Source organism: Blastococcus sp. TF02-09, from assembly GCF_003319105.1.
Classification (GTDB): domain Bacteria; phylum Actinomycetota; class Actinomycetes; order Mycobacteriales; family Geodermatophilaceae; genus Blastococcus.
Window position 1 is genome coordinate 393,644 of the sequence record NZ_QOHH01000003.1, and the last position, 21,058, is coordinate 414,701.

Consider the following 21,058-nt stretch of genomic DNA (forward strand, 5'->3'; position numbering starts at 1 on the left):
CTGCGAGCGCGCTGAACCGGCCGGCCGGCCGGTCACTCCTTTCGGGTCGTCCACCGCACCGACGGGCGGGGAGACCGTGTGCCGGCCGGGCGCCGCCGAGGTGCTACCCCGGCTGACCCTCGACGTCCCGGGGAGGTGGCACGTTCGGTGGGACGACGTTGGGGCCGGCCTGGGCTGGCCGTGGTCGGTCCTGCCGGAACAGCCGGATGGCGATGAGGGCGACGTCGTCGTCCGGCTCGGCCGGCAGCATCCGGGCCAGCAGCTCGTCGCACAGCTCGTCGAGGTCCCGGCCGGCGAGGTCCTCCAAGGTGTCCTGCAGGCGCTGAGTGCCCTGGTCGAGGTCCTGGTCGCGGCGCTCGACGAGCCCGTCGGTGTAGAGGAGCACCACCGCGTCCCGATCCAGCACGACCTCGGACTCGTGCCGTGCACTGTCGGGTCGCACTCCGAGCAGCAGATCCGCCCTGGCGCCGATCAGCGGGTGCACGGTGCCGTCGGGGTTGATCACGAACGGCGGCGGATGGCCGGCGTTCGAATAGCGCAGGCGGGTGATCCCCCGCGCCAGCTCGTCGGGGGTCTGCTCCAGCCGGGCGAGTGCGACGGTGGCCGCGGTGCCGACCATCAGCCGCTCCATCACCTCGTCGGCCTGGCGGAGGATCGCTGCGGGGTGCTGGTCGTCCAAGGCGCCGATCGACCGGACGATGGTGCGGATCTGACCCATCGCGGCGGCGGCCTGGGTGTCGTGGCCGATGACGTCGCCGATGGCCAGCACGGTGGCGCCCCCGGGCTGCAGGAACGCGTCGTACCAGTCGCCGCCGACCTGCGCTGCCTGGGCTGCGGGTACGTAGCGGACGACGATCTGCCCGTGGTCGGGTTGCGGTGGTGCGGTGAGCAGCGACCGCTGCAGACCCTCGGCCAGGCTGCGCTGCTCGCGGTAGAGCCGGGCGTTGTCGAGGGCCAGGCCCGCGCGCCCGGCGATGTCCGCGGCCGTGTCGAGGTCCTCGGCGGACACCGCGCCGCGAGCGGGGCCGTTGAACAGCGTCAGCAGGCCGCCGGTCCGGCCGCGGCCCCTCAGCGGCAGCACGGCCACGCTCTCCGGGGCCAGTTGCTCGATCAGCTCGGTGGCCTCGCCGGCGGTCAGCACCGCGCGGATCTGCTCGGTCGCGTCCCGCTCGACGATCACGGGCTTCCCTGTCGTCAGGGCGCGGGCCAGCAACGACTTGTCGGTCGCCGCGGTCACCCGGACACGGGCGTAGGCCTCGACCAGTGGCCGTTGGTCCGGATCGGCATGCCAGTGCCCGACGTCGCGCAGCGCACGTCGGACGTTGGTGTGCTGCTCGTCGCTGACCAGGCTGACCAGGCACCAGTCGGCCAGCATCGGGACCACCAGCTGAGCGAGACGGGCGACAGCCTCCTCGGCGTCCAGGGTGTCGGTGAGCTGGCGGGTGACCTGGGCGAGCAGTTCGTTGCGTTGCTGGACCCGGTACCGCTCGGTGATGTCCAGGAAGTAGAGCGCCACTCCGCCGCCCTCGGGCGTTGCTCGCACCTCGTACCAGGCGTTGAGCGGTTCGGGGTAGTAGGCGTCGAAGGTGGCCGGCTGACCGGTGTCCTTGGCCCGGCGGTAGCCGGCTTCGAAGTCGGTGCCGACGGTCGAGGGGAACAGCTCCCAGATGATCCCCCCGATCAGCTCGGCGCGCGGTCGCCCCAGCGCCTTCTCGGCCTGCGCGTTCACGTAGGTGATCCGCCAGTCCGCGTCCATGGCCAGATAGCCGACGGCCATGCCCTCCAGGGCGCCGGCAACGCGGTCCTGGGACAGCCGGCGGTCGGTGACGTCCCAGGCGGCGCCCAGCAGCCGGACGGCGACCCCGGCCTCGTCGCACAGAGCCCGACCCCGCGCGGCGATCCACCGCAGCGACCCGTCGGCGCGCACCACCCGGTACTCGGCCTGGTAGTCGCCGCACTCGGCGATCGCGGAGTGGAGCAGTTCTCCGACCTGGCCCACGTCGTCGGGATGGATGCGTGCGTTGAATCCCTCGATCGTCTGGTCGAAGGTCGCCGGTGTCAGGTCGAACAGCTCCAGCAGCCGGTCGTCCCACGCCAGCCGGCCGGTGCTCAGATCCCAGTCGAAGGTGCCGATCCCGGCTGCGGCGCGGGCCAGGTCCAGCAGCTCCACCGACTCCGGGGAGACCTCGACATCACGGACGTCGGCGGCCCCAGCCACCGCAGCGCCCTCGTCGGCGTCCGCCCGTCCCCCGGCCACCTGCACCCGCCTCGTCCATCGCCGTCGGGGCCAGGCGGCCCCGTTGCATTGTGCCCGACCGGTGTCCCCGCGCAGATCGCAGGCGTGGGCACCCGACCGGCCGGGCGCCGCTCGGGTGGCCGATTGTGCGACGGCGCCTACCGTGGACGGGGCCGCCTCACCCGGACACGCGCGGCGATGATGGGGGTTGGACCGTTGGGCCTCGAGACCACTCGGACCACTGACGACCGCGGCCGACCGCCCGGCACGGAGCCGGACGGCTGTGCGGGGCCGGGATTCCGGCACGACGCGGTGCTCTACGACTCTCTCGACGAGCTGGCCGCCATCGCCGCCCCGTTCCTCCTCGAGGGGTTGGCCGCCGGGGACGGTGCGGTGATCGCCGCTGGTCCGGCCACCACCGCCGCGATCCGGGCAGCCGTCGGCGACCACCCGCTGGTGCTGTCACTCGAGAGGCAGGCGCTGTACCGGGCGCGGACCCCGACGGCGATCAAGGCGTTCCGCGGGCTGGGTGAGCAGGCCAGCCCCGGGCGACGGGTCCGCGTCGTGGGCGAGGTCGACTTCGGCACCACCACCGCCGACCGGGTCGAGTGGCAGCGGTACGAGGCGGTCATCAACGCCGCGTTCGCGTCGTCGCCGCTGTGGGGCCTGTGCGCGTTCAGCACCGACCTGCCCGAACCGCTGCTGGCCACCGCCCGGCACACCCACCCACACCTGGTCGACGACGACGGGCGCGCCACCAACGCCGACTACGTCGATCCGGTGACCTATCTGGCCGGCCTTCCGGTACCCGACGAGCCGCTGGAACGCACCCCGCCGGCGCTGGCCGCCGACGACGTCACCGACTTCATCGCGCTCCGCCGGGCCGTCCGCGCCCACCTGGCCGCCGTCGACGGCCCTCCCGACCTTCTCGAGGACTTCCAGCTGGCCGTGGACGAGATGACCTCCAACGGCATCCGGCACGGTCGTCGACCGGTCAGCCTGCGACTGTGGACCGCCCCGGGGACGGTCGTGTGCACCATTCGCGACGCCGGAGCCGGACCGAGCGACCCGTTCGCCGGATACGGACCGGCGCACGGCGAGGACCTGTCGGCGGGCGGCATGGGGCTGTGGCTGGCCCGTCAGCTCTGCGACCACGTGGCTCTGCGGGCCGGGGAGCGCGGCAACAGCGTCCGACTCACCACGCACTGGTCCTAGGCAGCATTTCCTGCTCGACGCTGTTACGTCTCGATGTCGGCGAGCAGGGCGCCGACGGCGGCGCGAACGCGGTCGCTCTGCGCCTGCAGCACAGCGGCCAGGGCGGTGTCGGGGACGCCGACGTCCTCCAGCCGGCCGCAGATCTCGGCCAGGCCGGTGGCGCCCATGGCGGCGCTGCTGCCCTTGAGCTTGTGCGCGAGCCGGGCCATCGAGGCGTCCTCGTCGACCGGCGGCACGGGCGCCGCGAGGATCGCCGCCACCATCGCGTCCATGCCGGTCAGGTACTCGCGGTAGAGGTGCGCGAAGCCCTCGTCCCCGAGGTCGCGCAGCTCCGCCACGGTCGCGGCGTCCAGCACCGCGTGGAGGGTCGGGGCGTCGTCCTCTGCCCGGGGCGTCGGGACCGTGGCTGTGGCTGAGCCGCCGCTGAGGGCGCGCCGCTCGGTGCCGTCCCACGGTGCCTCCAGCGCTGCGGCCAGGGTGGCCATCCGGACCGGCTTGGTGACGAAGTCATCGGCGCCGGCCTCGAGGAAGGCCGTGCGGTCGGTGGCGAGCGCGCTCGCGGTCACCGCGACGATCCGCGGCTGCGGTCCGGGCATCGCCCGGATCGCCGCGGTCGCGTCCACGCCGCCGAGCACCGGCATCTGGGCGTCCATGAGCACGACGTCGTAGGCGCCGGACAGGACGGCGCGGACTGCCTCCTCGCCGTTGGGCACGTGGTCGCCGTCGTGCCCGAGCTGGCGCAGGTACATGGCCATGAGGCGGGCGTTGACCGGGTTGTCCTCGGCGACGAGGACGCGCAGCCGTCGGCGGTCGGCCGGGGTGCCCGGGCGCGCGCGGGGTGCCGGAGGGGCAGCGGTGGGCTCGCGCCGCAGAGCCGCCTGCAACGCGTGCAGCAGGCGTTCCGGGCGCACCGGCTTGGTCAGGCGGGCCACGAACAGGTGCGCGCGCTCCGGTGGCAGCAGCGAGGAGGTGCTGAGGAGCACGAGGGGCAGCTCCGCGGTGGTGGGCTGCGCGCGCAGCCGCTCGGCCAGCTCGTCGGCGGGCATACCGGGCATGTCCGTGCCGAGCAACGCGGCGTCGAGGGAGGCGCCCTCCCGCTCGGCCACCGCCAGCGCCTCCGCCCCGCTGGTTGCCGGCACACACGTCGCGCCGAAACGCGCCAGCTTGCGCCCCAGCAGGGTCACGTAGTCCGGGTTGTCGTCGACCACCAGGACGCGGCACCCGGCGAGCGCGTCGCCGTCGGTGCGCACCGGGGCGGTCGCCGGCACCTGCAGACGCACGGAGACGGTGAACGTCGAGCCGACGTCGGGTTCGCTGTCGACGGTGATGCCGCCGCCCATGGCCTCGGCGATGCGCTGGCTGATGGCCAGGCCCAGGCCGGTGCCACCGTAGGAGCGGGTGGTGGAGGCATCGACCTGGCTGAAGGAGCGGAACAGCCGGTCGTGCTGGTCGGCGGGGATGCCGATGCCGGTGTCGGAGACCGCGAGCCGGCACACCATCCGGCAGCCCTCGACCGTGGCGGTCACCTTGACCAGGACCACGCCGTGCGCGGTGAACTTGATCGCGTTGCCGACCAGGTTGAGCAGCACCTGGCGCAGCCGAGGGGCGTCGCCGAGCACGTGCCAGCCGCCGTCCGGCGGCACGTCGACGATCAGGTTCAGGCCCTTCGCCGCAGCCTGCGGCGACATCAGCTGGGCGACGTCGTAGACCACGTCGTCGAGCTCGAACGGCGCCCGCTCGAGGGCGAGCTCACCGGCCTCGATCTTGGAGAAGTCCAAGATGTCGTTGATCAGCGAGAGCAGGGCGTCCCCGCTGCCGGCGATCGTCTCGAGGTGATCGCGCTGCTCGGCACCCAGGTCGGTGGTGAGCAGCACGTCGGTGAGCCCGAGGACGGCGTTGAGCGGGGTGCGGATCTCGTGGCTCATCGTCGCGAGGAACGCGGTCCTCGCCGCGCCGGCCCGTTCGACCAGCGCCGCCTGCTCATCGGCCCGCCGGCGCGCCTCCTCCAGCCCGCCGATCAGTTGCGCCCGCTCGTCGCGGTGCAACGCGAGCACCAGAGCGACGAGCCCGGTGACCGTCACGAACGCCTGCGCCAGCAGCACCTGCACCAGCGGATCGCCGATGGCGAACGGGCCGCGGTCGGCCAGCGTGAGGGTCACCACCAGGAAGCCGGTCAGCATCACGTGCGCGGCGGCGACGGTGGTGTGGAAGCGCAGCGCGAGCCACATCGACAGCGGAACCAGCAGGAAGCCGACCGGCAGGTGAGCGGTCATCCCGAACACGGCGGTGTAGCCGGCCACCACCACCGCGGCGGCGAACCCCAGCTCGGCTGCCTGGCGACGGTCGCGCACCACCCGACCCAGCTGCCGGTCGGCCACCCGCAGCGCCAGCGCCACGAACACGAACGTGCCGGCGGCGTTGCGCAGCGTCCACGCGCCCATCGTGGGCATCAGCGGGACGTCCTGCAGCCACCACAGCGCCACGGGCCCGATGCCCGCGGCCGCCAGCGAGGCTCCCGACGACGCGATCACCAGCGCCCCCAGGTCGGCCGACCGGCGCAGCCGCCACGGCACCGAGCCCCAGCGCTGCTGCAGGCCCCGCAGCAGCACGCACGCGATCAACGACTGCACGACGTTGGCCAGACCGAAGAACGCACCCATGAGCGCCGACGTGCCGGTGACCACGTTGACCGCGCCGGCCACCACCGCCAGCAGCACCGCGTCGGTGACCAGCCAGCGCCGCCGCTGCCACCGACAGGCCAGCCACAGCACACCCACCGCGGCCGCCGGCCACACCAGCGCCAGCGCCGAACCGTCCACCCGGGTCATCCGCCCGAGGAACACCGTGACCGCGTACGCCAGCGCCCAGCCCGCACTGGCCGCCAGGTCCACCAGCGCGCGCCAGCGGGCCTGGACAGCAACCTTCGGCTTCAGATCGGCCACGACCATGTTGTCGGCCACCGAATCGGGCCACTGAAGCGGAGCTCCCCCGGATCATCCCAACGGGACACGGAGGCGCAGCCCGAGGTCGGGCGACGGACGAGTCAGCCTGTACGCCGGGTTCTGTCCCCGGGTGCCTCACGGCCTCCCGATGGGCGGTCATCCATCTAGGCCTGTCGTTGCCGGCAGGCTCGAGCGGTCTACCCGCAGGCTCGGGCGGGCCGCCCTCGAACGCCTGCGCAGGACGGCGGCGAACCGTCGTCCCTTCTTGACCTTGCTCCGGGTGGGGTTTACCGAGCCACACCGGTCACCCGGTGTGCGGTGGTCTCTTACACCGCCGTTTCACCCTTACCAGTGCGAGCACTGGCGGTCTGTTCTCTGTGGCACTGTCCCGCGGGTCGCCCCGGGTCGCTGTTAACGACCACCCTGCCCTGTGGAGCCCGGACGTTCCTCGGCGGCGGGGTCTCCCCCGCCGACGCGACCGCCCAGCCGACTCGTCCGTCGTGGTCGGCAGTCTAGGCCCCCAGCTGGGCGAGCCCCGCCACCAATAGGGCCAGGATCCAGCTCGTGAACGTGCCGACGAGGAAGTACTCGGCAACCGTGTCGGGAGCGCCCACTGCCTGCGGGTCGTCGGCAGCTACCCGTGCACGGCCTTCTGGAGCACCCGTCGCCTCCCCGTCGGGCATGCCGGGGGATCCCGGCGGCCGGGGTGCGCGGATCTCTGGGAGCCGGAGGATCCCCTTGGCGGCGATGACCACGGCTGCTGCCGTCAGGTCCCCGGCCATCGCCAAGGCGAGGATGAAAGTTCGTTCGAGCGGACCGAGCCATCTGCCACCCTTGAGACTCGCTTCGCCGGCGGTCGGTGACGTACCCGCCGCGGCGAGTACGCCCCGCACGAGACGATTGCCCGTTGTGAGCAGGAAGAGCGCGCCGACCAGCACGACGGCGCCGCGCTCGACTGACACCGAAGTCAGGCCGGAGAAGTCCAGGGCGTCGTACCAGCTCGCCACAGGTCCGTCGATGGCCGGGGCCAACGGCAGCAGGACCAGCGTGGAGCCGGCCATCACGACCGCCGCGACGAGCCCGGTCCGCCCGTCCCGGTACAAGCGCTGGCTGCCGGTCACACCCCATACGGCAGCTGCCACCACACCGACGACGACGACCGTCGGCCAGGCGTCCGGACCGCAGCACCAGGCCAGGCCCAGGCTGCTCAGCGCACCGGCCAGCACTGCGGCGACCGTTCGAGACGAGGACGCCTCGTCGACCGACCACCGAACGAGGTCGACGAGGGCGAGCGTCGCCAACAGGGTCACGACGAGGCTCACGGTCGCCCGCCCGTTGCCAGAAGGTGAAGAGAGGCGGCGACCGTGTGCGCGCCGCTACGGCTAAGGGCCTGCGATACGGCCGACGGAACAACCCCCTCCCGCTCTGCGAGCTCCGCTTGCTCTACTCCCTGCACCACCCCGCGGGTAAGTCGGAGTTCTCGCGGACTCATCCGACCGAGCAGCTCGTCGCAGCACGACAGGTAGGCATTGACCGGACCGGCACCCAGGTCGGCGGGCGCCCCGTTGGGCGTCGCTGCGACATACCAGAGGCGGGTGCTGCGGGAGCGCGGTCGGTCCGACCGCTGCTTCGCCGTCGTGATCGCTTCGCGCGCAGCCCACCATGCGGGGCCATCCTGTGAGATTGGCTGGCGGCTGTCGTCGAAGACCATGAACGGACCGGAGCCGAGGCCGTAACGAGTGTCGACCTCCGGCAGCAGGCTCAGCCGTACCAGCAAGGCGGCACGCACGGCGGTCGCGAGTTCGGCGAAGACGCCTTGGAATTCGTCGCCCACTGTGACGGCGAGACGCTGCAGCCCCGGCACGTCGGCAGCGGTGTCCTCCAGGACCCGGAACACTCGTTCCTGCAGTGCTCGCCGGTCGGGATGTGAGCGGGAGGCGACGACGTCACCAATGAGGACGACGCCCTGATGATCAGCCATCGTCTGATTCACGAGGTAAATCACATCATGTGTGAATCGGTTTGTAAATCATCCATCGTGTGACTTCCGAGTGCGTTCATGCTTTGCTCAGCCCCAGAAGAGGCGAAACCCGACCCGGCGGCCGCCGTCCTCCTCGAGGGTGGACATGTCCACGACCTGGCGCGCCTGCTCCGCGACCGGCTCGTCGGACAGCAGCTCCAGGTAGCGCCCGTGCTCCGACAGCGACGCGACCGCCAGCTCCACCGTGGCGCTGACGTCGACCTCGTGCGGCGGGTCGGTCATCTCCCCCACCGCGATGTACTGCACGCCGGTCCAGCGCTCCTCGGCGAGGTCCGGGAAGATCCACTCGTTGGCGGCGTCGGCCACCGCGTCGATCACCGACTGGCCCAGCGCCCGGTGGTCGGCGGAGTTCACGTACGCCGGCGAGACGCCCGGCGGGGTCCACGTCGCGCCGAAGTAGCCGGTGACGACGAGCTCCGGGCGGTGCCGGCGGATCGCCGCGGCCAGGTCGCGCCGCAGCTCCGGTCCGGCCACCAGCGTGCCGTCCCGGTGGTCGAGGAACTCCACCTCGGTCACCCCGACGACGGCGGCCGAGCGCCGCTCCTCCTCCTCGCGCACCGAGCCCGCCTCGGCCGGGGGCACGCCCTCCATGCCGGCCTCACCGCGGGTCGCCAGCAGGTAGTGCACCTCCTTGCCGGCCGCGGTCCACACCGCGACGGCGGCGGCGAGGCCGTACTCGATGTCGTCGGGGTGCGCGGCCACGACGAGGGCGCGCTGCCAGTCGTCGGGCATGGGTGCAGAAGCCATGGCGCGAGTCTCGCCCGGCCGGCGCTGCCAGACGACCCCTCAGCGCCCGCGGGCCACCCGGAGCGCGGCACCGATGAGCGGCAGCTGCAACGGCAGGCGCACGGTCGCGACGGCCAGGGGCACCGGCTCGTTCGGCACGGCGCGGAAGGTGTGCAGGTGGGCCGGCACGAACGCGGCGAACAGCCCGGCGGCGGCCCATCCGCCGGCCCGCCGGGTGGCCGGGGCGGCGAGCAGCGCCGCGGCGCCCAGCTCGGCCGCGCCGCTGGCCAGCACCCAGGTCCGGGCGTCCCCCAGCTCCGGGGGCACCAGCCACTCGTAGATGCGCGGCCGGACCAGGTGCAGCGCCCCGGCACCGCCGAGCATCGCGGCCAGCCAGGTGTGGGTGCTCGGGAGCCTCATCGGCCCACCGTAGGTTGACCGCCGTGTCCGCCCTCGACCTGGTCATCGCCGCGGCGGTGGCGCTGCTCGCCGGCGGGGTCAACTCCATCGCCGGCGGCGGCTCGCTGATCCTCTTCCCGACCCTGGTGGCGCTCGGCCTGGGCACCGTCGCGGCCAACGTCACCAACTCCGTCGCGCAGTGGCCGGGCTACCTGGGCGGGGTGGCCGGCTTCCGCGCCGAGTACGCCGGCCAGCGCCGCCGGCTGCTGCGTCTGGGCGCCGTCGCCGTCCTCGGCGGGACGACGGGCAGCGTCCTCCTGCTGACCACGCCGTCCGAGGCCTTCGACGTCGTCGTCCCGGTGCTGGTGCTGCTGGCCAGCTCCCTGCTGGCGGTCCAGCCGCTGCTCAACCGCCGGCTCCGGCGCACCCAGCGGGACGACGCCGACGTCCGCGATCCCCGCTGGCTGTACGTGGCGCTGTTCCTGGCCACCGTCTACGGCGGCTACTTCGGGGGCGCGCTCGGCGTCATCCTCGTCGGCGTGCTGGGCCTGGCGCTGAACCGGCTGCCGCTGGCCAACGCGCTCAAGTCCGCGATCTCGGCGGTCACCGCAACGGTCACCGTCGTCATCTTCGGGCTCTTCGGCGACGTCCACTGGGGCGTGGTCACGGTCGCGGCGCCGGCCAGCCTGCTGGGGGGCTTCCTCGGCGCGCGCATCGCCACCCGCATCCCGGCGACGGCGCTGCGCATCCTCATCGTCGCCTTCGGCGTGGCCGTCTCGGTCTACCTCTTCGCCCGCGCGTGAGACCTACCCCGATGGGGGTGGGGTCGCGTGGCGGGATCCATGGGCGGCACCGAACGGTCGATGAACGGTCCATGCCCGACGCGCGAGCCCGCCTCCTGCCCGGATCGCCGCGGACCGCGCTGGCGTGCGTCGGCCTGGCCGCGGCCGGCTCCGTCGCGGTCGGCATCGCACCGCCCGGCGCGGGCAGCGGCCCCCGTCCGCTCGCCGGGCTGTTCGGCGTCCTGCTGTGCGCAGCCCTCGCCACCGTTCTGGTCTGGCGGGCGCGCCAGGTGCACCACGAGCGCACCGTGTGGAGTCGCATCGCCCTGGGCACGATTGTGTCCGCATCCGGGATCGTCGTCGCCATCGTGCTCTCCCTGATCCCGGCAACCCGGACCTTCGCCTTCGCGACGGCGATGTGGGCCCCGGTGCTCGCCTTCCCGATCATGTACGGCGGGCTGGTGCGCTGGAACCGGTACAGCACCAGCCTCGGCGACCCCAACGACCTGATGAACGGCATGTCCGGCGTCCTCGCGGTCGTCGCGGCCCTCAACCTGGTGCTGGCCCATGGCGATGTCCTCGACTCGAGCCCGTGGTGGCAGATCCAGCCGCTGGTCGCCCAGGTCGCGGCCGGCTTCGTCCTCGTCGGAACAGCCCTGACCCTGCCGTTCATCGGGGCGATGGGCCGCGACCCGCGCACCTGGTTGGTCGTCGTCGCGCTCGGCACCGGGCTGGCAGCGAGTGCCCTGGCCCTGTTCAGCGACGAGCCACCCACCGGCTGGACCGCACTCATCGGTCCGGCCGGGCCGATGTGCCTGGCCGTCGCCGCTGTGCTGCAGCCGGCCCGCACCGTGCCGCAGCCGGCCGATGCGAAGGCCTCGACCATCGGCTCGTTCACCGTGGTCGCCGCCTCCACGTCCATCCTCCTGCTCGCCATGCTGGTGGACGGGGCAGGTGCCGCGACCGCGTGCGCCGCGCTGGCGGCGCTGGGTGCCAGCGTCCGGATGCTGGCCAACGTCCGCGAGCTGTCGCAACTGGCGGTCAGCAGGCGCGAGGCGCTCACCGACGAGCTGACCGGGCTGCCCAACCGCCGCGCCGTGCTGCGCCGCATCGAGGCGCTCTCGGCCGAGGGTGCGCCGGTGGCCCTGGCGTTGCTCGACCTCGACAAGTTCAAGGAGGTCAACGACGCCTTGGGCCACAGCTCAGGAGACCACCTGCTGCGCCTGGTGGCCCAGCGCCTGGAGACGGCGCTGCGGGCCGGTGACCTGCTGGGCCGCCTCGGTGGGGACGAGTTCGCCGTCGTCGCCGTGCTCGATGGCGACGTCCCCGCGGACGAGGCCGGTCTCGCCCTGGGCCGGCGCCTGCACGACCGGCTCGCGCAGCCGTTCCCGCTCGACGGCATGTCCGTGCACTGCTCCGCGAGCATCGGCGTGACCACCAGCACCGAGGACGGCCGGCGCCCCAGCGTGCTGCTGCGCCGCGCCGACGTCACGATGTACGACGCCAAGCGCTCCGGCTCGGGCGTCGCCCTCTACGACCCCGCCGTCCACTCCGACAGCAGCGGGCACCTGGCCCTGGTCGAGCAGCTGCGTACCGCGCTGACCACCGATCAGCTCGTGCTGCACCACCAGCCGCAGCTCGACATCACCGACGGTCGGGTCGTCGGCGTGGAGTGCCTCGTCCGGTGGACGCACCCGGAGCGCGGGCTGATCCCGCCGGCCCAGTTCCTGCCCCTGGCCGAGGTGCACGGGCTGATGGGGCCGCTCACCGAACGCGTGCTGGAGTCGGCGATAGCCCAGGCGGCCGACTGGCGCGGACGCGGGTTGGACCTTCGCGTCTCGGTCAACCTCTCGGCCAGCAATCTGCTGGACACCGGCCTGCCCGCGCGGCTGGCCGAGCTGCTGACCCGGCACGAGGTGCCGCCGCGCTCGGTCGTCCTCGAAGTGACCGAGACCGTGCTGCTGACCGACCCCGAGCGCAGCCTCGCCGTCGTCGCCGACCTCGCCGCGCTCGGCGTCTCGGTGAGCATCGACGACTTTGGCACCGGCTACTCGTCGCTGGCGTACCTGCGCGACCTGCCGGTCACCGAGCTGAAGCTCGACCGGTCGTTCACCACCGACCTGTGCACCGACCGGCGCACCGAGGCGATCATCGCCAGCACCATCGACCTGGCACACCGACTGGGCCTCGGCGTCGTCGCCGAGGGGGTGGAGGACGACGAGACCCTCGCCCACCTCCGCACGCTCGGCTGCGACACCAGCCAGGGGTTCCTGCACTCCCCCGCCCTGCCCGCACCGGTCCTCGAGCGCTGGCTCCTCGAGCGGGAGGCAGCGCCCGCGGCCGGGTGAGCTAACGCAGGTGTGCGGTGTCGTTGACCAGCCGCACCGACGTCCGGCCGTCGGAGGACCACGCGACGGTGCACAGCGAGGCCGCCTGCAGGTACACGCGGTGGACGACGTCGTCGCCCGCGCCCAGGCCGGCGGCGAGCATCAGCTTGATCGGCGTCACGTGGCTCACCAGCAGCACCGACCGCCCGGCGCAGCGGTCGAGGATGCGCCGGCGCGCGCGGGCGACCCGGGCGCTGACGTCCGCGATCGACTCGCCACCGGGGGCCGCCACCGTCGGGTCGGTCATGAACCGGCGGACGGCGAGCGGATACCGCTCGAGCGCCTCCGCGCCGGTCAGCCCCTCCAGGTCGCCGAAGTCCAGCTCGACCAGGTCGTCGTCCAGCTCGACGGGCAGCCCCAGCACGCCGCCGACGATCTCCGCGGTCTCACGGGTGCGCCGCAGCGGCGAGGCCACGATCACCTCGATGCCCAGCTCCGCGACGCGGGAGGCGGCGGCCTCGGCCTCGGCCCGGCCGGTCAGCGACAACGGCAGGTCGTTACGGCCGCTGTAACGACGCTCGGGGGTGTGCTCGGTCTGCCCGTGCCGGAGCAGGTGGGTCACGGTGGTGACGACGGGCGCCGGCTCCTCCGGCTGCACGTCGGACTCGGTGACCGAGGGCTCGGCGGCGGCGTCCCGGTGGACCGGCTTGCCGTCCATCGCGCTGTTGGCCAGGGCGTCGGCCGCACCGTTCTGCGCCCGGGGCACCCAGGTGTAGCGGACCCCGCCCAGCCGGCCCGCGATGGCGCGGGCCTGCAGCGCGAGCTGCCGCATGTCCGGGTGCTTGATCTGCCACCGGCCCGACATCTGCTCGACGACGAGCTTGGAGTCCATCCGGACCTCGACCTCGGCCGAGGCGTCGAGGTCGAGCGCTGCCTGCAGCCCGGCGACCAGCCCGCCGTACTCCGCGACGTTGTTGGTGGCCCGGCCCACGGACGCGGCCCGCTCGGCCAGCACCGTGCCGGTTTCGGCGTCCCGCACCAGCGCGCCGTAACCGGCCGGACCCGGGTTGCCCCGCGAGCCCCCGTCTGCCTCGACGATGAACCGGCGGGTCACAGCCCGGACTCGGCGGTCCGCACCAGGATCCGGCCGCAGTTCTCGCACCGCACGACCTCGTGGGGGTCGGCGTTGCGGACGGCGGCAAGCTCGCGCCCGTTGAGCTCGATGCGGCACCCCTGGCAGGCGCGGGCCTGCAGCATCGCCGCGCCGGTGCTCCCGGTCTGCGCCCGGATCCGGTCGTACAGCGACAGCAACGGCGCGGAGATGCCCTCGGCGATCGCGGCCCGGGCGGTCTCGTGCCGGGCGGTCCCGTCGGCGATGTCGGCCAGCGCGTCGTCGCGCCGCTGCTCGGCCCGCTCCCGCGCCTCCCGCGCCTCCTGCACCGCCTGCTGGGCCGAGGCGAGCGCGGACTCCGCCGTCTCCAGCCGCTCCATGAGCTCGAGCTCCTGGTCCTCCAGGTCGGCCTGGCGGCGGGCGAGGGACTCCATCTCGTGCTGGAGGCCGGTCATCTCCTTGGGCGTCGCGCTGCCGGAGTCCAGCCGCTGCTGGTCGCGGGCGGCGCGCTGCCGCACGGTGTCGACGTCGGACTCCAGCCGGCGGACCTCGCGGGTCAGGTCCTTCGCCTCGGTCTCGGCGCGGACGACGTCGGCGGAGCGCTCCCGCTCGGACTCCTCGGCGGCCTCCACCGCGGCGACCTCCGGCAGCGTCCGCCTGCGGTGCGCCAGCTGGGTCAGCGCGACGTCCTCGGCCGCGAGATCCAGGAGCTTCTGCTGCTCGAAATGGTCGACCTTCACGACGAGGAACCTACCGAGAGGCTCCACGGATCGGTGCGCCGCCGGGACACGGCCACCTCCACCGCCCCGGCGAGGTCGTCGCGCAGCGCTGCCGCGGCCACCGGCAGCCAGGGCCACTCGCTGGCGAAGTGGGCGACGTCGCAGAGCGCGGGCCCGGCGACCTCCAGCGCGTCGGAGGCCGGGTGGTGCTTGAGGTCACTCGTCAGCAGCACGTCGGCCCCGGCGGCGGCCGCGGCCGGCAGCAGCGAGCCGCCGCTCCCCCCGCACACCGCCACCCGGCGCACCGTGCGGTCGAGGTCCCCGGCCACCCGCACGCCCCCGGCGGTGGCCGGCAGCACCTCGGCCGCCCGCGCGGCGAACTCGCGCAGGGTGAGCGGCCCGGGCAGCTCCCCCACCCGGCCCAGGCCCGCATCCGGCCGGCCGGGCACCGGCTCCAGCGGCACGGCGCCGGAGAGCCCCAGGACGTCGGCGAGCGCGGCGTTGACGCCGGTGCCCGGTGCGCGGTCGGCGTTGGTGTGCGCGACGAACAGCCCGGCGCCGGCGCGGACGAGCCGGTGCACCAGCCGGCCCTTGGGGTCGCCGGCGGGCACCCCGTGCACGGGCGACAGGAACAGCGGGTGGTGGGTGACGAGCAGGTCCGCACCGCCCTCGACCACCTCGTCGACCACCGCGGCGGTCGGGTCGACGGCGAACAGCACCCGGCGCACCGGCTCGTCGCGGTCCCCGCAGACCAGCCCGACGGCGTCCCAGCCCTCGGCCAGGGCGGGGTCGTAGCGCGCCTCGAGGGCCTCGATCACGTTCCCCAGCAGCACCGTCACGCCGGGGACTGTAGGCGGGCGGCCGGATCCCCCCGGCCCGACGGGGACGCCCGGACCGTCGGTGCCAAGCTGTCGAGGTGGGTGCCGAGGCGGTCAGGAACCGGGGCCTGCACGCACCCGCGTGGCTGGAGGAGCTGGTCCGCACCGGGCGTCCCGCGGTGCCGTGGCGGGACGTCGTCCGCTTCGCCGTGGCCATCCCCGCCCCGCTGGCCCTGGCCGTCGCCGTCGAGGGCGGCATCGAACCGGGGACGACGCTGAGCGCCGGCACCTTCGGCACGATGGGCGCCCTGGTGGCCACGCTCGCCCCCCAGGCGGGACCTCTGCGCGAGAAGCTGCGCCGGACCGCCACCGCCACGGCGTTCGGAGCCGTCGGGCTGCTGGCCGGCGGCTTCGCCACGGGCGGGGGCTGGGCGCCGGTCGTGGTGATCGCGCTCATCTCCGTGGTCGCCGCCGGGATCAGCGCCATCAACGCCACGATGTCCCTGGGCTCCCTGCAGCTGCTGGTCTACACCGCGCTCGCGTCCGGCTTCGCCACCTCGCTGCCGTGGCAGGCCGAGATCGCCTGCTTCCTGCTCGGGGCCGGCTGGGCCACCCTGGTCACCCTCGTGCAGGCCGGCACCGAGGCGGGCGACCCCGACCGCGCCGCCGTGGCCGCGGTGTTCACCCGCATCGCCGACCTCCTCGAGGCCGCGGACCCCGAGCAGGCGGAGGCGGCGCGCCGGGAGCTCACCACCGCGCTCAACGCCGCCTACGACCGGGTGATCCGCAGCCGCAGCCACCACGCCGGCCGGGTGCGCGAGCTCTCCGAGCTGGCCGGGGTGCTCAACTCCGCCGCGCCGCTGGTCGAGGCGTCCGTGGCGGCCGCCCGAGCCCGCGTGCCCGTCGACGACGACGACGTCGCCGCGGTGCGCGCCCTCGCCGCGGCCCTCGGCGGCGGCCAGGAACTGCCCGGCGAGCGCCCGCCCCCGCTGGAGGAGGGCCACCACGTCCGCCGGGCGGTGCGGCACGGCGTCCGCTTGGTGTGGGACGTCGTCGGCGACCCCGAGGAGCGCGCCGGGGCGGCCGCCCGCCCCACGGGCACCGATCTGCGCACCCGGCTGCGGGACCTCGCCGACCGCACCCTGGTCAGCCCCGACAGCCGGGCCTTCGCCGTCCGCCTGGCGCTGTGCATGTCGATCGCGGAGGTGGCCCGGCAGCTGCTGCCCGCCGAGCGGCCCTACTGGGTGCTGCTCACCGTGGCGATCGTGCTCAAGCCGGACTTCGGGTCGGTGTTCGGCCGGGCGGTGCAGCGGGGCGCCGGAACGCTCCTGGGCGTGCTGATCGGCTCGGCGGTGCTGGCGGTGCTCAGCGGCAGCCCGTGGCTGCTGCTGGCGATGGCGGCGTCGGCCGCGGTGCTGCCGTGGGCACGGGCGGCCAACTTCGGCCTGTTCTCGGTGTTCCAGACGCCGGTCATCCTGCTGATGCTCGACCTGACGCTGCCCCACGACGCCGGGCTGGTCGGCGAGCGGTTGGTCGACACCCTCGTGGGCTGCGGCATCGTCCTCGTCTTCGGCTACCTGCTCTGGCCCCAGACCTGGCGGGCGCAGCTGGACCGGGCCTTGCACGAGACCGCGGTCGCGCTGGACGGCTTCGTGGACGCCGCCTTCACCGGCGAGGCCGCCGACCGGCGCCGGGCCCGGCGGCGCACCTACCGGGCGCTCACCGAGCTGCAGGCCCAGCTGCAGCGGCGGCTGGCCGAGCCGCCGCCCATCAGCACCCGGGCCGCGGCCTGGTGGCCGGTCATCGTGGCGCTGGAGCGGACCGCGGACGCGGTCACCGAGGCGGTCATCGCCACCCGCGCGGGTGAACCGGCCCCCGACCCGGCCCAGGTCGCGGTGCTGCGCCGCGCGATCCGGCACCTCGAGGACGACGCCCGGACCACCGGCACCGACGACGACGCCGAGCTCCTGGCCGACGGCGTGCTGGCGCCCGTGGCCCGCGAGGTGGACACCGCCCGCCGCCTGCTCCGCGCCACCGCCCCGGGCCGGCGGGGCCGCCGCTGACCGCTCCGGTTGCGCGCCGTCGCCGGGAGGCCCTGGGATGTCCGGGTGCCGAGTGATCGCGTTCCCGTCCTGCCGCCGCTGACCGGTCCTCCCCCGCCGGGCTCACGAACCGTGCGCACCGACGACGGCGTCGACCTGCACGTCGAGGTGGACGGCGCCGAGGACGCGCCCCTCACCGTCATCCTGTCGCACGGCTTCACCGCCCGCCTCGCGGAGTGGGAGCTGCAGCGCACGGCGCTGCGGGACCGCGCCCGGCTGGTGCTCTGGGACCAGCGGGGGCACGGCCGCTCGGGCTGGACACCGCTGACGAGGGCGACGATCGACCGCACCGGCCGCGACCTGGGCCAGGTGCTCGACGCCGTCGTCCCGACCGGCCCGGTGGTGCTCGCCGGCCACTCCATGGGCGGCATGAGCGTGCTGGCGCTGGCGCGGCAGCGGCCCGAGCTCTTCGGCAGCCGCGTCGTCGGGGTGTTCCTGCTGGCCACCTCGGCCGGTGGTCTGGTCGAGACCGGCGTCCTGGGGCGGCTGGTGAAGCTGGTCCGGCGGGCGGGGCTCCTGCCGCTGTACCTGCGCGGGGTGCAGCTGGCCGCACCGGCGCTCGAGCGCCTGCGGTGGCGCGGCAGCCCGTTCGGCCGCTGGTTCACCCGCCGGCTGCTCTTCGGCCGGGACGACGCCGATCCCGCCCGCGTGCGCCTGGTCCAGCGGCTGCTGGAGGAGACGCCCTACCCGGTGGTCGCGGCGTTCTACGCGACCTTCCTCGACCACGACGAGACCGCGGCGCTGGAGGTGCTGGCCCGGGTGCCGGTGACCGTCGTCGCCGCCACGCACGACCGCCTCACCCCCGCCGCCCACGGGCGGCGCATCGCCGAGGCGGTGGGCGCCGAGCTGGTGGTCGTGCCAGGGGCCGGGCACAGCGTGAACCTCACCCGCACCCCGGTCGTCGACCGCGCCTTCCTGGACCTGCTCGACCGGGTGGAGGGGGCCGCGGAGAGGGCCGGTTGAACCACGACGAGGTGGGGCATGCGAGTGTGGCGGCCGTCACCAAGTTCACCTTGCAGGACCTGGGCGACACCCCTAGTTTCAGCGGCCACCCGACGACGTGGAACGACCCCTCGCCCGAGCAGCGGTACCGAGGGGCGGCGAGGAGCAGAACGTGGACCGGATGAGTGCACTCGACAGCAGCTTCTACTTTGCCGAGAGCGAGAACACACCCATGCACGTCGGGTCGGTGGCCGTCTTCGACGGCCCGGCCCCCACGTACGGCGACGTGGTGCGCTTGCTGCTCAGCAAGCTGCCGCTCGTCCCGCGCTACCGCCAGCGGGTGCGCGAGGTGCCGATGCAGGTCGGCCGGCCGATGTGGGTCGACGACCCGCACTTCCAGATCCTGTACCACGTGCGGCACACCGCGGTCCCGCGGCCGGGCAGCGACGAGCAGCTCCGCAACCTGGCCGGCCGCGTGCTCGGCCAGCGCCTGGACATGTCCAAGCCGCTGTGGGAGCTCTACCTCGTCGAGGGCCTGCAGGACGACCGCTGGGCGATTATCTCCAAGGTCCACCACTGCATGGTCGACGGCGTCGCCGGCACCGACCTCATGCAGCTGATGTTCGACCTCTCCCCCGACGCCACCCACGAGGCTCCGCGCGACTGGTCGCCGCAGCGGGGCCCGACGAGCGCCGGGATGGTCGCCGGCGCCCTGGCCGAGGCCGTCGCGCACCCGCTGCGGCAGATCTCGTCGTTGCCGTCCGGCGGCGGCGCGGCGCGCGTGGTCAAGCAGCTCGTCGACTCCGGCAAGACCGTGGCCTCCACCCTCCCGTCGCTGGCCAAGCAGGCCCTGACGCCCACCGCGCGCTCGCTCAACGGGCCGATCGGGCCGCACCGCCGCTGGGCGTGGACCTCGGGTGACTTCGCTGAGCTCAAGGAGGTCCGCACCGCCCTGGGCGGCACCGTCAACGACGTCGTCCTGGCCGCCATCTCCACCGGCTTCCGCGACCTGCTGCAGGGCCGGGGCGAGCTCTCCTCCGACAAGCTGGTCGTGCGGACGATGGTCCCGGTGTCGGTGCGGTCGGACAGCCAGCGCGGCACGCTGAACAACGCGGTGTCCTGCGTGTTCGTCGACCTGCCCGTCGGCGAGCCGGATCCCCTCGCCCGGCTGGAGGCCATCCGCGGCCAGATGGACGAGTACAAGAAGGCGATGCAGGCCGTCGACGTGCCCTCGATCATCGGCATGGGCGACTACGTGGCGCCGACGCTGCTCTCCCTGGGCGTGCGCGCCGCGCTGTCCGCCGGGCAGGTCTGGTGCCAGGCCGTCACGACCAACGTCCCCGGCCCGCCGATCCCGCTGTACGTGCTGGGCCGGAAGATGTGCTCGGCCTACGCCTACGTGCCCATCGCCGGTGGCACCCGGTGCTCCATCGGGATCTTCAGCTACCAGAAGACGATGACCTTCGGGATCAACGCCGACTTCGACGCCTTCGCCGACGTCGACGTCCTCTCGGCGGGCATCCGGCGCGGCATCGAGGAGCTGCTCGAGCACGCCCGCTCGCGGCAGGCCACGCCGCAGGCGGAGAAGCCGGCGCCGCCCGCGACCGGTGGGAAGCCGCGGAAGCGTCCGGCGGCGGCCGCCCGGTGAGCCCTGGCACGACGCGTTCCGGAGGACGCCGCCGGGCGGGTGACCGCGACCTGACCGTCGCGGTCACCGGCCCCACCGGCACCTTCGGCGCCGGCCTGATGCCGCTGCTGCAGGAGGACGAGCGCGTCTCCCGGGTGATCGGCATCGCCCGCCGGCCCTTCGACCCGGCCGAGCGCGGCTGGACCAAGATGGAGTACCGGCAGGGCGACGTGCGCGACCCCGACGCGCTGCGCGAGGCGTTCGCCGGGGCCGACGTCGTCGTCCACCTGGCCTTCCTCATCTCGGGCAACGCCTCGCGGGAGACGATCCGGGCGATCAACGTCGACGGGACGCTCAACGTGTTCCGCGCCGCGGCGGCCGCCGGTGCCCGCCGGTTCGTCTACGCCTCGTCGGTGGCCGCCTACGGCTTCCACGCCGACAACCCCGAGCTGATCGGCGAGGACTGGCCGGTGCGCCCGGCCTCGCGGCTGTTCTACGCGCAGGAGAAGGCCGAACTGGAGGACCTCCTCCACCGCGAGGCACGGCGCGCACCGGACCTGGCGCTGTACCTGCTGCGCCCGCCGGTGGTGCTGGGCCCGAACGCGGTCGGCGCCAAGGAGGTGCTGCCCGGCCCGCTGGCGCCGCTGGGGAGACGGCTGTTCGGCCGGCCCCGTCGGCTGCCCGTGCCGCTGCCGCTGGTCGTGCCGGAGCACCCGCTCCAGCTGATCCACGAGGCGGACGTCGGCCGGGCCCTGCAGCTCTGCGTCGACGGCGCCGGTCCGCCGGGGGCCTACAACATCGCCGGCGACGGCGTCGTGACCGCCGCCGACGTCGCCCGCGAGTTCGGTTTCCTGCCCATCCGGGTGCCCGCCGGCCCGGGCCAGGCCGCGGCCCGCGCGATGTCGCGGTTGCCCTTCCTGCCGCCGGTGGCCGAGTGGATCGAGGCCGCGAGCCGGCCGGCCATCATGGACACCACCCGCGCCCGCGAGCAGCTGGGCTGGCGCCCGCGCTACACCGCTCTCGAGGCGTTGCAGGACACGCTGCGCGACCGGTCCTGACCGGTCGCGCAGG

General features: G+C 74.1%; 16 protein-coding genes and 1 other RNA gene. 7 read left to right on the top strand and 10 right to left on the bottom strand.

All coding sequences use genetic code 11. The features are described 5' to 3' along the window. Positions 1–103: 103 nt before the first annotated feature. Entirely contained in the window at positions 104–2,257 is a 2,154-nt protein-coding gene (locus DQ239_RS06905; protein ID WP_233488846.1) for a SpoIIE family protein phosphatase, read from the bottom strand. Between the two features lie 180 nt (positions 2,258–2,437). On the opposite strand from DQ239_RS06905, the gene DQ239_RS06910 reads away from it, so the two are divergent. Next, the gene (locus DQ239_RS06910) at positions 2,438–3,451 is read left to right on the top strand and encodes a sensor histidine kinase (RefSeq protein WP_113833770.1); all 1,014 of its coding nucleotides are present in this window, start codon (positions 2,438–2,440) and stop codon (positions 3,449–3,451) included. Between the two features lie 23 nt (positions 3,452–3,474). Here DQ239_RS06910 and DQ239_RS06915 read toward each other — a convergent pair whose 3' ends face one another. The 6 genes from DQ239_RS06915 to DQ239_RS06940 form a co-directional block, all read right to left on the bottom strand. Continuing rightward, on the bottom strand, positions 3,475–6,393 hold the full coding sequence (locus tag DQ239_RS06915) for a response regulator (protein ID WP_158544795.1): 2,919 nt from the start codon (positions 6,391–6,393) through the stop codon (positions 3,475–3,477). A gap of 93 nt (positions 6,394–6,486) precedes the next feature. After that, an RNA gene (rnpB, locus tag DQ239_RS06920) (RNase P RNA component class A) lies at positions 6,487–6,887 on the bottom strand. 18 nt (positions 6,888–6,905) lie between these two features. Then, positions 6,906–7,715: a hypothetical protein gene (locus DQ239_RS06925; RefSeq protein WP_113833653.1), complete on the bottom strand. Its 810-nt coding sequence runs from the start codon at positions 7,713–7,715 to the stop codon at positions 6,906–6,908. After that, on the bottom strand, positions 7,712–8,386 hold the full coding sequence (locus DQ239_RS06930; RefSeq protein ID WP_233488848.1) for a SatD family protein: 675 nt from the start codon (positions 8,384–8,386) through the stop codon (positions 7,712–7,714). Before DQ239_RS06930 ends, DQ239_RS06925 begins: the two co-directional genes overlap by 4 nt. Positions 8,387–8,461: 75 nt before the next feature. Further along, complete coding sequence (locus DQ239_RS06935; protein ID WP_113833654.1) at positions 8,462–9,181, bottom strand: PIG-L deacetylase family protein; 720 nt, start codon at positions 9,179–9,181, stop codon at positions 8,462–8,464. A gap of 39 nt (positions 9,182–9,220) precedes the next feature. Further along, a complete protein-coding gene (locus tag DQ239_RS06940; protein ID WP_113833655.1) occupies positions 9,221–9,580 on the bottom strand; it encodes a hypothetical protein in 360 nt (119 codons plus the stop codon). 23 nt (positions 9,581–9,603) lie between these two features. Here DQ239_RS06940 and DQ239_RS06945 point away from each other — a divergent pair, with 23 nt between their 5' ends. Both DQ239_RS06945 and DQ239_RS06950 read left to right on the top strand, forming a co-directional pair. Then, positions 9,604–10,362 carry a sulfite exporter TauE/SafE family protein gene (locus DQ239_RS06945; protein ID WP_113833656.1) on the top strand — a complete coding sequence of 253 codons (759 nt, stop codon included), beginning with the start codon at positions 9,604–9,606 and terminating at the stop codon, positions 10,360–10,362. 71 nt (positions 10,363–10,433) lie between these two features. Then, positions 10,434–12,689, top strand: coding sequence for an EAL domain-containing protein (locus DQ239_RS06950; protein ID WP_113833657.1), 2,256 nt, complete (start codon positions 10,434–10,436; stop codon positions 12,687–12,689). 1 nt (position 12,690) lies between these two features. Here DQ239_RS06950 and DQ239_RS06955 read toward each other — a convergent pair whose 3' ends face one another. From DQ239_RS06955 to DQ239_RS06965, 3 genes are read right to left on the bottom strand one after another with little or no spacing between them, the layout of a single operon-like run. Continuing rightward, entirely contained in the window at positions 12,691–13,782 is a 1,092-nt protein-coding gene (locus DQ239_RS06955) for a bifunctional RNase H/acid phosphatase (RefSeq protein ID WP_113833658.1), read from the bottom strand. Beyond that, positions 13,779–14,519, bottom strand: coding sequence for a C4-type zinc ribbon domain-containing protein (locus DQ239_RS06960; protein WP_113833659.1), 741 nt, complete (start codon positions 14,517–14,519; stop codon positions 13,779–13,781). The genes DQ239_RS06955 and DQ239_RS06960 overlap by 4 nt, the downstream gene beginning before the upstream one ends. Then, on the bottom strand, positions 14,516–15,337 hold the full coding sequence (locus DQ239_RS06965; protein WP_113833660.1) for a Nif3-like dinuclear metal center hexameric protein: 822 nt from the start codon (positions 15,335–15,337) through the stop codon (positions 14,516–14,518). The genes DQ239_RS06960 and DQ239_RS06965 overlap by 4 nt, the downstream gene beginning before the upstream one ends. A 77-nt stretch (positions 15,338–15,414) precedes the next feature. Between DQ239_RS06965 and DQ239_RS06970 the strand changes: the two genes are divergently transcribed. The 4 genes from DQ239_RS06970 to DQ239_RS06985 all read left to right on the top strand — a co-directional run bounded on the left by DQ239_RS06970 (position 15,415) and on the right by DQ239_RS06985 (position 21,045). Next, the gene (locus DQ239_RS06970; protein WP_113833661.1) at positions 15,415–17,379 is read left to right on the top strand and encodes an FUSC family protein; all 1,965 of its coding nucleotides are present in this window, start codon (positions 15,415–15,417) and stop codon (positions 17,377–17,379) included. Between the two features lie 111 nt (positions 17,380–17,490). Next, positions 17,491–18,381 carry an alpha/beta hydrolase gene (locus DQ239_RS06975; protein ID WP_233488849.1) on the top strand — a complete coding sequence of 297 codons (891 nt, stop codon included), beginning with the start codon at positions 17,491–17,493 and terminating at the stop codon, positions 18,379–18,381. A 160-nt stretch (positions 18,382–18,541) separates the two neighbouring features. After that, positions 18,542–20,008 (top strand): wax ester/triacylglycerol synthase family O-acyltransferase, encoded by a 1,467-nt coding sequence (locus DQ239_RS06980; RefSeq protein ID WP_233488850.1) that lies wholly within the window; start codon positions 18,542–18,544, stop codon positions 20,006–20,008. After that, positions 20,005–21,045: an NAD-dependent epimerase/dehydratase family protein gene (locus tag DQ239_RS06985; RefSeq protein WP_233488851.1), complete on the top strand. Its 1,041-nt coding sequence runs from the start codon at positions 20,005–20,007 to the stop codon at positions 21,043–21,045. Before DQ239_RS06980 ends, DQ239_RS06985 begins: the two co-directional genes overlap by 4 nt. Positions 21,046–21,058 lie beyond the last annotated feature (13 nt).